Raw genomic sequence first — 12,281 nt, forward strand, 5'->3', positions numbered from 1 at the left:
ACAATGATAAACGTAAAAAAATTAAAAAATATATTATGAGAAGTGATGAAGTAAAAAAAGGACATCAAAGAACTCCGCATAGATCTTTATTTAGAGCTACAGGATTGGTAGATGAAGATTTTGACAAGCCATTTATTGGAGTTGCAAATTCTTATATTGAAATTATTCCAGGTCACTTTTTCTTAGACAGAGTGTCAAGAATTATTAAAGAAGAAATTAAAGCCAATGGCTGTGTACCTTTTGAATTTAATACTATTGGTGTTGATGATGGTATTGCAATGGGACATGACGGAATGCTTTTCTCTTTACCTTCAAGAGAAATTATTGCCAATTCAATTGAAACTGTAATGAATGCACATAAGCTTGACGCAATGATTGCAATTCCTAACTGTGATAAAATTGTTCCTGGAATGATTATGGGCGCTTTACGTGTTGATGTACCTACAATTTTTGTTAGTGGTGGTCCAATGAAAAAAGGACATACTAAGGATGGAACTCCTATTGATTTAGCTACTGCTTTTGAAGCTGTTGGTAAACACGAAGCCGGTGAAATAACTGATGAAGAACTAAATGATATTGAGTGTAATGCTTGTCCAAGCGGTGGAAGTTGTTCTGGAATGTTTACTGCAAATTCAATGAATACTTTAATGGAAGCAATGGGAATTGCACTTCCTGGTAACGGAACTATTTTAGCATTAACAAAGGAACGCGAAGAATTGTACAGACAAGCTGCTAGAAGAATTTGTGAAATTGCTAAAGACAACGCAAAAACCGAAAAATTCAAACTTAAAAATATTTTGAATGAAAATGCGGTTCGTAATGCCTTTGCAGTAGATATGGCAATGGGTGGAAGTTCAAATACGGTTTTACATATGCTAGCAATAGCAAAAGAAGCTGATGTAAACTTTAATCTTGAAGACATTAACAAAATATCTAAAAGAGTTTCTCATATCGCAAAAATATCACCTAGTCTTTCAACAGTTCATATGGAAGACATAAACAGAGCTGGTGGTGTAAATGCTGTTATGAAAGAAATGACCAAAAGAGGAGACAGTGTATTAATAGATAATCTTACAATTACTGGCGAATCTGTTTTCGAAAAAATTAAAGATGCAACCATAAAAGACACATCTATTATTCATACTATTGACAATCCGTACTCAAAAGTTGGTGGACTAGCAATTTTATATGGAAACTTAGCCGAAGAAGGTGCCGTAATTAAAACAGCCGGAATTACTGGAGATAGAGTGTTTACAGGTACAGCGGTATGTTTTGATGGACAACAAGAATGTATTGATGGAATTATAGGCGGAAAAGTAAAAGCTGGTAATGTGGTTGTTATTAGGTACGAAGGCCCAAAGGGTGGTCCTGGAATGCAAGAAATGTTAGCGCCAACTTCCTTAATTATGGGAATGGGCTTAGGTGCAAAAGTAGCATTAATTACCGACGGAAGATTTAGTGGTGCAACAAGAGGTGCAAGCATTGGACATGTGAGTCCTGAAGCTGCTGAAGGTGGAATGATTGGTTTGCTTAAAGATGGTGATGAAATTCATATTGATGTAGATAAATATATTTTATCAGTAAATTTAAGTGATGAAGAAATCGCCAAAAGAAAAGCTGCATTTACGCCAATTAAAAAAGAAATCACGTCTAATTGGCTAAAACAATACAGAGCATTGGTAACAAATGCTAGTAATGGAGCTATTTTAAAAACAGATTTGTTTTAAATAAACAACAAATAAATTTTTACAAAACCTCAACTACAAAGTAAACAGTAGTTGAGGTTTTTTTATTGCATTCACCAACCTTCAAATTAGTTAAAAAAATAAAAAGCTTTCCTCAGCTTCTAACTAAAATTTCAGTATTTTTATATGTAAACAAAAAACAACTTTAAACACATTCCATTCATTAATATGAAACACACTTTACTTCTGTTCATTGCCACACTCCTACTCATTTCTTGCACAAACAATTCAAACAAAAACAACATTTATGTAAAAGATATAAATGAATTAAAAAAAGCTATAAAACTGGCTGTTCCTGGGAATGAAATTGTATTGGCAAATGGTGTTTGGTCAAATGCTGAAATAAATTTTTATGGTAATGGTACAAAAGAAAAACCAATTACTTTACGTGCTGAAACTTCAGGAAAAGTATTTATTGAAGGTAATTCTTATCTTCATTTAGGAGGAACTTATTTAGTGGTAGATGGTTTGTTTTTTAGAAATGGCTATTCACCTAAAAGTGCTATCATTCGCTATATGATTGGAAAAGATACCGTTGCATACAATTGTAAAGTTACAAACACAGTTATTAATGGTTTTACAAAACCAAGCAGATTAACAAATGATAAATGGATTGAATTTTATGGTAAACATAACCAACTTGACCATTGTTATATTGCAGGAAAAGCTAATGATGGTGAAACAGTAAGAGTATTTTTTACTGGAAATGAACACATAAAAAACCATCATCAAATTACAAACAACTACTTTGGGCCTCGTCCAAGAAAAGGTGGCGCTAGAGCTGAAACTATTCGTGTAGGTGATAGTAAAACACGTGTGTCACCAAGCTTTTTAAATGTTTCTAATAATTATTTTGAAGCTTGTAATGGTGAGGTTGAAATTATCTCTGATAAAACCAATTTCAACACCTATAAAAACAATATATTTTATAAATGTGAAGGATCGCTAGTTTTAAGACATGGAAGTTACGCAACCGTTGATAGTAATATTTTTATTGGTGGAGATGAGTCTGATTTTTATGGTGGGATACGAGTGGTAAACACTGGTCATTTTATTACCAATAATTATTTCTACAAAATAAAAGGATCAGCATTTAGAACACCTTTGGCTATTATGAACGGAATTCCAATGACACCCTTAAACCGTTACAAACAAGTTACAGATGTTGTTATTGCGAACAATACTTGGGTAGATTGTAAATCGCCTTGGCAAATAGGAATAGGACAAAACCTAAAAAGTGCTGATGTGCTTCCTCCTAGTGAAATTAGATCTGCACCGCCAATTAGAAGTATTGTGGCTAACAATATTATTTACAATACAACAATTGATGCGACTCCAATTATAAACCACAGTACTATGGAAGGCATTCAATTCAAAAATAATTTAATTGATAATAATGGTGCAAATTATTCAGAATACGACGTGTTACAGAACGGAACAATTAAAATGAAAAAAATAAATAATTGGTTATATGCACCTATAGCTACACAAAACACACCGCTAAACAACGTATTTAATGGGTACGAATTTGAAAAAATTCAGCAAGATATATTTGGGTCGTCAAGAAAAGAAAAAAATAGCATTGGTGCTATAAATGAATTATCTGTGGCTGAAAACTTTAGAATTGAAAAGAAAAACTATGGACCAAAATGGTTTTCTACTGAAAAAAATAAGGTGGAACCCGTAACGTATAAAGCCTCTTCAATTGAAGGTGAGCTTGCTAAAATAATAAAGAAAGCTACTAATGGAGCTATTATTGAGTTAACAGATACTTTGTATACTATTTCATCTTCCATAAAAATTGATAAAAATATTAGCATCCGTTCCAAAAACAATAAAAATAAAACTCAATTGGTTTTCAAAGGTGCACAAAACACACCTTTGTTTGAAATGAATTCAAAAGGAAATTTAAAACTAGAGAACTTGCTATTAAAAGGACAACCAACTACAAATGCTTTTACACCTCTACAAGAAAATATGTTTTCAGCCTACAATATTTCAACTAAAAATTGTGTTATTACAGATTTTAACTATGTTTTAAAAGCTTACAAAGGTTCTTTTTCAGATTCTTTAAGCATTCAAAAAACAACCATTAAAAACTGTAAAAATGGATTTGTACTAGCCGCAGATGAAAAAGGTGATTACAATGCTGAAATGTTTACAATTACTAATTCAAAGTTTATAAACGTACAAAAAAATTGCATTAATTTTTATAGAGGTGGTTATGATGAATCTACTATTGGTGGTTTTTTAACAATTACAAACAGTTTATTCTCAAATTGTGGTATAGCAGAAAAAAGCAATGTGTTACTTAAAACAAGAGGTATTATAAATGTTCAAATTTCAGGAAACACCTTTAAAAATAATCCTATAGAATTTGCTGCAATTTTATGGGGAGAAAAAAACAATCATCACCAAAATAACACTCTTATTAATTCAGGAAAAATTAAAGTAGAAGAGCAACAAAAACTAGAAATCTTGTATTAACTAAAATAAACAAGCACACAAACACTACTCAAAATCAAAACAATAAATATAAAACATTAACAATTTTGAAAAAAAATAATTAAATTTAAATCATGAAAAAATTAACAAAAGAAGACATTAGTCAAGAAGTTTTTGATTTATATGATGATTACGCACATAACAAAATTGAAAGAAGGCAATTTGTAAAAAAATTATCGTTATTTGCTGTAGGTGGCATTACGGTTCCTTCATTATTAAGTTTTATAATGCCTAATTATAAAGACACTGTTCTTGTAACTCAAAAAGATCCAAGGTTAAATTCCAAATTTATTACTTATAATTCACCTAAAGGTGGCGGAGAAATTAAAGGACTTTTATCACAACCTAAAAAAACAAAACACACTTTACCCGGAATAATTGTTGTACACGAAAATAGAGGGTTAAACCCTTATATTGAAGATGTAGCCCGCAGAGCTGCTGTTGAAGGATTTATTTCTTTAGCTCCTGATGCTTTAACTCCGCTTGGAGGTTACCCAGGAAATGATGATGACGGACGAGCATTGCAAAAAAAACGTGATAAAAATAAAATGTTAGAAGATTTTATTGCTGCTTATGAATATTTAAAAACTCATGAAAATTGTAACGGAAAAATTGGTGTTGTAGGTTTTTGTTTTGGTGGTTGGATCTCAAATATGATGGCTATTAAAATTCCTACATTAGGCGCTGCTGTTCCGTATTATGGAAGTCAACCTTCTGAAGAAGAAGTAACCAACATACAAGCACCTCTTTTAATTCACAATGCTGAATTTGACAAACGTATTATGGCTGGTGCACCTGCTTATGAAAAAGCTTTAAAAGCAGCAAATAAAGAATTTGAAGCTTTTGTATATCCAAATGTAAATCACGGATTTCATAACAATACCACACCAAGATATGATGAAGCTGCTGCAAATTTATCTTGGAATAGAACCATAGATTTTTTCAATAAAAAACTTAAATAAAAATGAATAAAATAAGAATAATAGGATTGGTAATTCTAATAATTAGTGCCATTACACAAGTAACTGTTGAAAATGAAATGATTGATTTTATTTCTGCTATAGGAATGGGTTTAGGAATGGGATTATTAGTTGCTGGTAAATTAAAAGATTAAACCAAAAAAAGAGATTTGATAGCTATCAAATCTCTTTTTTTTATTATTAATCCGGTACTTTTAACCTATAATTTGTTCGGTATGAGCTTTGGTTTTTACTTTGGTAATTACCTCTTCAAGCACTCCTTTTTCATCAATCACAAAAGTAGCACGGTGAATACCTTCATATTCTCTACCCATAAATTTTTTTGGACCCCAAACTCCAAATGCATTAATAACAACTTTATCTTCATCAGCTAATAAAGGAAATGGCAATTCATTTTTTGTAATAAAATTTTGTTGTCTTTTAGCAGAATCAGCACTTACGCCTAGCACATCATATCCTTGTGCTAAAAATGTTTGATAATTATCTCGTAAGTTACAAGCTTCAGCTGTACAACCTGGTGTACTGGCTTTTGGATAAAAGAATAACACTAATTTTTTACCAGCATAATCTGCTAATTTTATAGTATTCCCTAATTGGTCTAATGCTTCAAAATTTGGTGCTTTATCTCCTGCCTTTAATGTTGTCATAATTTGTATTTTAGCTTTTTGTAAAGATACATAAAATGACTAAAAAAGAAAAAGTACAATTTGTAATAGATACACTTGAAAAATTATACCCAGAAGTTCCTATTCCTTTAGATCATAAAGATCCATATACCTTATTAATTGCTGTACTTATGTCTGCCCAAAGTACAGACGTTGGTGTAAATAAAATTACTCCAATTTTGTTTGCTAAAGCTGATAATCCGTACGATATGGTGAAACTTTCTATTGAAGAAATACGTGAAATTATAAAGCCTGTTGGTTTATCTCCAATGAAAGCAAAAGGTATACACGGATTGTCTCAAATTTTAATAGACAAACATAACGGAGAAGTTCCTAAAAGTTTTGAAGCTTTAGAAGAACTTCCTGCAGTTGGTCATAAAACAGCTAGTGTTGTTATGAGCCAAGCGTTTGATGTTCCTGCTTTTCCTGTTGATACACATATTCATAGATTAATGTATAGATGGAATTTAACCAATGGAAAAAATGTAGTTCAAACTGAAAAAGATGCAAAACGCTTATTTCCTGAAGAATTGTGGAACAAACTTCACCTACAAATTATTTTTTATGGAAGAGAATATTCACCTGCTAGAAATTGGGATCTATCTAAAGATATTATTACTCAAACTATTGGACGAAAATCTGTACTAAAATAAAAAACCGTATAGATTTAAAATTCTATACGGCTTATTTTTAAAATATATAATTTTAATTGGTCAACATCTGATTGATATTCCCATAAATTTGTTGATAATTTGGATTTGAAGGATTTAACTCAATCAATTTCATACAAACAGAATTTGCTTCTTGAAGTTTCTCTAAATTTAACAAACCTATTAGTTTCACGTATAAAATACGCTCGTTATTTTGGTCTATTTTCAATCCTTTATTTGCTATATCAACAGCTTCTTTATGCTTCCCTTTTTGCTGTAGCATTATAATGTAATTATAAAATGCATTGGCGTTAAAAGGTTGTTTATCACAAGCTTGTTTTAAATAACTCATAGATTTTTCTACATCTCCTAATTCATTATACAGTAAACCTAACATATAAAAAGTGTAACTAAATTCTGGTTCCTGTTCTATTACTTTTAAATACAACGCTTCACTTTCGCTTGTTAAACCTTGCTGGTAATAAATTAGCGCTAAATTAATACGAGATCTATTATACCTATTGTCAATTTTAATTGCTTTTTTATACGCATCAATAGCAGCTTCAGTATTTCCTTTTTCTTGAAAATAAATGGCTCTAGCGTGCTGGCCTGAAGCAAAATCAGCATTTAAATCCATATTTGCTAAATATTCTTTATTTGCAGCATCAAAATTTGGTACTCCAATTTCATCTACAAAACTTTTATTAAAATATTCAGCAGCAGTAATTCGAACCAATCGTACTGAATCTTTTAATAAAGGCGCAATTTTATTCTTCACATCGGCATTGCTGGTTTTTAGAAAAGCTGTAATTGCTTGTGTTCTTATCAATACTGAAGGATCATTTAAGTAAACGCTTATAGCTTCTAATTCTTCCTGAGTTAATGGACTATTGGTATATTGGTTTAATGCAGAAGCCCTAATAATTTCTGGGTAAGTTTCATTTTCTAGTGCTACTTTAAACTCATTACTATCTTCAAAGAAACCAATTAACATATGATCTGAAAAATGATCGGCTCTTTCAGGTCCATATTTTTCAATTATAAAATCTCTTGCCCACTCGTTACTTTTATCTGTATGACACGTATTACAAGCATTTGGAACATCATATTTTACAGATTGGTCTGGTCTAGGAACTCTAAAACTATGATCTCTTCTATAATCATTACCCATATAAATTCTTCCTGGCATATGACAGTTTATACAACTTGCACCATCAGTACCAACTTCATGAAAATGGTGTTCTTCTGTATTATAACTAGGAACGTGACAAGTCATACAAAGATTATTGCCCTCTTTCTTTAATTTTAAAGAATGCATATCATGACAATCTCTACAAGAAATTCCATTTTCATACATTTTACTTTGTACAAATGAAGCATACACATAATCTTCATTTAAAATTTGACCATCTACAAAATACAAAGGATCTTCAGGTAAAGTTGCTCTGTAATGGTCTGAAAATTCTCCTTTATAATCAAAATAATTGGTAATTTGAGATCTTCTTGAATGACAACGAGCACATTTATCAACCAATTCTTTAGAAGGTAAACCAGTTGGCATATACATTTCAGGTGGTGTTAAACCTTCATAATCATCTTTATGCTCTTCATAAAACTTATTATGTTCACTCATTGGTCCATGACAAGCTTCACAACTCACATTAACTTCACTAAATGTAGTATTAAAAGAATCGGTAGTATGGTCGTAATTTTTTTTAAGATCTGTTGAATGACAATCTACACACATTGTATTCCAGCTCATAGCTCTCCCTGTCCAATTTAACCATTCGTCATGAGCTAAATCATAATCAGGCTGTAAATGAAACCATTTATTATCTCTAGAATCCCAAGCTGCTATTGAACATTGATATTCACCATTTGGAAACTCAACAACATATTGTTGTAATGGAAAAAAACCAAATGTGTAAATAATTTTATAATCTTGATACACACCGTTTTTATCGGCAGTATTCATATAATAATCACCATCTTTTTTAAAGAATTTGTGAGAAACACCCTTGTGAATAAATTCGGAATTATTAAAGTTACCAAGTACAGAAGAAGAATCTGCTAATTTCATAGCTAAATCATGATGCGACTTTTCCCAAAGTGCATACTCTGGTTGATGGCAAGTTTTACAACTTTCTGAACCAACAAAAGAGGCTTCAGTAAAATCACCTTTTACACCTTCATGCACATTGGTATATTCTTTCTTTTCTTTAGTCTCGCATGAAATATATAGCAATAACACTAAAAAACAGTAACTTATAAATTTAATTTTTGCAACCAACACCTTCTATAATTTATTAACAACCAACTACTTAAATATAAGTAAAACCAGTATACAACTGTTCTACAATTGTCTCTGGTTTTAAATATTAAATGTACTAAAATTTACTTAATGTACTCAACTTTTTAAAGAACATTAAACATATATTTAGTTTAAATTATTTAATTTATTCTTCATTTTAGAGCCTACATATAAAATAGAAATACCACCTATAATAGCAATAACACCAATTGTATAAACTATTGTAAGAGCAGATAAATAAGGTGATGAAATTAAAATTACACCAAAAAGTATTGAAAAAATTCCTCCCCAAATCATTGAAGACTTACGGTTTCCTTTTGGTAATTTTAAGCCTGTAAATAAACCACTAAAACCATAAATAATAGCAGAAACTCCCAAAAACCACATTAAAAATGAAGTTGTTAAAACACTACTTAACATTGGTTTAGATAGTACAACTAAACCGGCAACAGCTCCTAAAATACCTGTAAATAAACTCCAACCCCAAGAGCTTTGATATTTTCTTGCTCTAAATGAAGAAACTATGGTAGAAACCCCATCAATTAACCAATATACACCCAATACAAAAATTAGAGTTGCCAATGTTGTTCTAGGAAATACTAAAAGTACAATACCTGTAACTAATAAAATTATTCCTTTAAATGTAATAAACTTAATTAATGCTGATCCTAAATTTGCTCCTTGTTGTTCCATAATTTTTATATTTATTTGAAGAGTAGACTACTTTTTTGAAAGAAATGCCTATACGTTTTCCTTTATTTTACTTTTAATTCTTATTCTCTTTATCTAAAACTGAACCTTCGAAATTCTTAATAAATAAATCACGTTGTGGAAATGCAATTTCAATATTATGCTCTCTAAACCTTGAGTCAATTTCTTCACGTAAATCACTTTCAATTTGTAAAGCTTTACTTTGATCTTTCGCGCGTACTCTTAGCTCAAAATTAAGTGTACTATCAGCAAAATCACGAAAAAGAACTACAGGATTTACACTTTGAACCAATGCATCATTTCCTTTACCAATTTCTTTTAAAACACTTATCACCAAATTAATATCAGAACCATAAGCTACTCCCACAGCTATTATTATTCTTTTCCTATTATTACTTAAACTCCAGTTAGTTACTTTATTATAAACTAAATCTGAATTTGGAATAATTACATCAGACTGGTCAAATGTGTGAACTGTAGTTGATCTCAACCCTATTTTTTTCACATTAGACCAAGCTCCTTCAATTTCAACAGTATCTCCTTCTCTAATTGGTCTTTCAAAAAGTAAAATTAATCCACTTACAAAATTATTAACAACGCCTTGCAGTCCAAAACCAATACCTACACCTAAAGCACTTAATATTATAGTAAAATTTGTAAGGTCAAACCCAAGTGCGGCAATAGCCAATAAAAATCCAATAAACATTAAAAAATAACGAATTAGTTGCGCTATAGATAACCTTGCTCCTTTTTCTAGTTTTCTATCTAATCGCTCATTCATTAATAACATTTCAATAATTGTTGAAGACACATAACAAAAATATAATATGCTAATTGAGGCAATAATTATTCCTAAAGAAAATCGACTTTCGCCTATTGAAAACCCAATATTTATTAATTTACCGTAAGCTTCAGGAATATCATTATAAATATTCCAAAAGACTAAAATACGCGGAATAACACCTAGTAAAAAAACTAAAATTCCTATAAAAGTAGATAAATTTACAACCGTTTTGTTTAACAGTTTACTGTTATCTTTATCTTCATCAATATTAGTTAAATCACCATTTGAAATAATTTTAAATACCACCTCAATACCTGCTCTCACCATATTTAAAAATACAACTGTAAATACAATAAGCATAAATGATTTAAGCAAAGACTCGTACATATACAACGCCAAAACTTCTTTCCCTATAATTTCAGAAAAAACAATAACAGATAAGTATATAAACAACCCTAAAAACAACCATCTATATTTTTTATAACTAACTGATTTTTTATGGTTTTTATTCCAACGATATAACCTAATTAAACAATATATTGATATAGAAACTATAAAAATTCTGAATAAAACAATTGGTAAATTAAACACATGTAAAAACCCTGTGAAAGTTAAAATAACTACTAAAATGTAATAAAAATTATTTTTCCAAGGTTCAACTTTCCTATTACTAATAAGATAACAAAAAGCAATACCTCCTATTAAAAAAGAAAATAAGTTCCATAATGGCACACTTTTCATATCACTATGAAATATTAACACCGAAAGAAATCCAAAAAAGATACCAGCTGAAATAGATCTATCGGTAAAATAATCAAATTCTGTATGGTCTTTTAAAAATTTTGAATTTCTTCTAATAAGATAAATTATAAAAAAAGTGACAAATATTTGACACACATAAACCCACCAATTATTTTCAAAAAAACTTTTACTTGGAAAAATAACTGAAGTAAAACCGCTTTTAACTCGCTGCCATAATTTACTATTAAACTGTTGAAAAAATTTAGGAGAATACATTGGTATTGAACCAACTTCAAAAGCACTCGTTATTTTCTTTTTACGTAAAACTTGTATTTGAATGTTTAAATCATTTATTGTTTCCTGATTTTTATAACCACTTTGCTGTAATTTCATTAAATCATTTAATTTTGATCCAATTACATTTAAAGCTTTATCAATAATAGTATGTGCAGACTTTAACGATTTTTTTGCCTCTAATGGCAAATCATCGTCTCTCAATAACTTTTCATAAGTACTCCATTTCTTTTTAGAATTTAACCATTCTTTTCTAGATGTTTCAAGTAAAATTATAACATCTTTTAAGGTTTTATTACTATCTTCAAATTGTTGCCCTGATTGATTTAGTTCACTTCTTAAATTCTCAAGCTCATTTGTACTATAATTCTCATCTTTTTTAAACGCGTCAAATTGATCACCAATAACTTTTAAGTTTTCAGCAATCTCTTTATAATTATCAGCAATCTCATCAATTCCGTCAAAATCATCAATACTATTATTAATTGAAGTTAAATCTTCTGAAAGTAATGCCACTTCCGGAATAATTTCAGATAAAGTTGGAGGAGTTTCTTGTTTTGATTCTTTAACAACTCCATTAGCTTCTTTATTAGTTGTAGTATCTTGTGCGTACAAATAATTTACAGGAATTAAATTTAAGAACAATAAAACTATACTACATCTAAAATAATTTTTATAACTGTTTTTCATAACAACTTTTTAATTAAAAACCTGAATAATAATCTATCACGAATATACACCTCTAAAATTAATTTAACAATTAATAAATAATGATAATTATAGTTTTATTGTAAACTTAATTTTTTATACTATTGTATTGTCCTGAAATAGGTTGACCATTTTTTATTGATTAAAAGGTTAATAATTCCAGCTTAATTTTATTTTTTCTATACGA

Annotated in this window: 9 protein-coding genes; 5 read left to right on the plus strand and 4 right to left on the minus strand. The window is 29.8% G+C overall.

Features of this window, described 5'->3' with window-relative positions; all coding sequences use genetic code 11:
* Positions 1-35 precede the first annotated feature (35 nt).
* The 4 genes from ilvD (at position 36) to ACFQ5N_RS14260 (ending at position 5,364) form a co-directional block, all read left to right on the plus strand.
* Entirely contained in the window at positions 36-1,727 is a 1,692-nt protein-coding gene (gene ilvD, locus ACFQ5N_RS14245; RefSeq protein ID WP_386810455.1) for a dihydroxy-acid dehydratase, read from the plus strand.
* Positions 1,728-1,913: 186 nt separating this feature from the next.
* The gene (locus ACFQ5N_RS14250) at positions 1,914-4,232 is read left to right on the plus strand and encodes a chondroitinase-B domain-containing protein (protein ID WP_386810457.1); all 2,319 of its coding nucleotides are present in this window, start codon (positions 1,914-1,916) and stop codon (positions 4,230-4,232) included.
* A 92-nt stretch (positions 4,233-4,324) separates the two neighbouring features.
* Entirely contained in the window at positions 4,325-5,212 is an 888-nt protein-coding gene (locus ACFQ5N_RS14255; RefSeq protein ID WP_386810458.1) for a dienelactone hydrolase family protein, read from the plus strand.
* 2 nt (positions 5,213-5,214) lie between these two features.
* Entirely contained in the window at positions 5,215-5,364 is a 150-nt protein-coding gene (locus ACFQ5N_RS14260) for a hypothetical protein (protein ID WP_386810460.1), read from the plus strand.
* A gap of 60 nt (positions 5,365-5,424) precedes the next feature.
* On the opposite strand, the gene bcp is transcribed toward ACFQ5N_RS14260, so the two are convergent.
* Positions 5,425-5,877 (minus strand): thioredoxin-dependent thiol peroxidase, encoded by a 453-nt coding sequence (gene bcp / locus ACFQ5N_RS14265; protein WP_386810461.1) that lies wholly within the window; start codon positions 5,875-5,877, stop codon positions 5,425-5,427.
* Positions 5,878-5,912: 35 nt separating this feature from the next.
* Between bcp and ACFQ5N_RS14270 the strand changes: the two genes are divergently transcribed.
* Positions 5,913-6,548: an endonuclease III domain-containing protein gene (locus tag ACFQ5N_RS14270; protein ID WP_386810462.1), complete on the plus strand. Its 636-nt coding sequence runs from the start codon at positions 5,913-5,915 to the stop codon at positions 6,546-6,548.
* A 52-nt stretch (positions 6,549-6,600) separates the two neighbouring features.
* Here the strand turns inward: ACFQ5N_RS14270 and ACFQ5N_RS14275 are convergent, their stop codons facing one another.
* The 3 genes from ACFQ5N_RS14275 to ACFQ5N_RS14285 form a co-directional block, all read right to left on the minus strand.
* Positions 6,601-8,790, minus strand: coding sequence for a tetratricopeptide repeat protein (locus ACFQ5N_RS14275; RefSeq protein WP_386810463.1), 2,190 nt, complete (start codon positions 8,788-8,790; stop codon positions 6,601-6,603).
* Between the two features lie 192 nt (positions 8,791-8,982).
* The gene (locus tag ACFQ5N_RS14280) at positions 8,983-9,549 is read right to left on the minus strand and encodes an HdeD family acid-resistance protein (RefSeq protein WP_386810464.1); all 567 of its coding nucleotides are present in this window, start codon (positions 9,547-9,549) and stop codon (positions 8,983-8,985) included.
* A gap of 73 nt (positions 9,550-9,622) precedes the next feature.
* Positions 9,623-12,076: a mechanosensitive ion channel domain-containing protein gene (locus ACFQ5N_RS14285; RefSeq protein WP_386810465.1), complete on the minus strand. Its 2,454-nt coding sequence runs from the start codon at positions 12,074-12,076 to the stop codon at positions 9,623-9,625.
* Positions 12,077-12,281: the final 205 nt, after the last annotated feature.

It is taken from the genome of Lutibacter holmesii (assembly GCF_042679665.1).
GTDB classification, from domain to species: Bacteria; Bacteroidota; Bacteroidia; order Flavobacteriales; family Flavobacteriaceae; genus Lutibacter; species Lutibacter holmesii.

Bases quoted from the DNA above. Each gene is read 5' to 3' on its own strand.
- ACFQ5N_RS14255 (WP_386810458.1), top strand. From the start codon at position 4,325: ATGAAAAAATTAACAAAAGAAGACATTAGTCAAGAAGTTTTTGATTTA.
- ACFQ5N_RS14260 (WP_386810460.1), top strand. From the start codon at position 5,215: ATGAATAAAATAAGAATAATAGGATTGGTAATTCTAATAATTAGTGCC.
- ACFQ5N_RS14270 (WP_386810462.1), top strand. From the start codon at position 5,913: ATGACTAAAAAAGAAAAAGTACAATTTGTAATAGATACACTTGAAAAA.
- ACFQ5N_RS14285 (WP_386810465.1), bottom strand. From the start codon at position 12,076: ATGAAAAACAGTTATAAAAATTATTTTAGATGTAGTATAGTTTTATTG.
- ACFQ5N_RS14250 (WP_386810457.1), top strand. From the start codon at position 1,914: ATGAAACACACTTTACTTCTGTTCATTGCCACACTCCTACTCATTTCT.
- bcp (WP_386810461.1), bottom strand. From the start codon at position 5,877: ATGACAACATTAAAGGCAGGAGATAAAGCACCAAATTTTGAAGCATTA.
- ACFQ5N_RS14280 (WP_386810464.1), bottom strand. From the start codon at position 9,549: ATGGAACAACAAGGAGCAAATTTAGGATCAGCATTAATTAAGTTTATT.
- ilvD (WP_386810455.1), top strand. From the start codon at position 36: ATGAGAAGTGATGAAGTAAAAAAAGGACATCAAAGAACTCCGCATAGA.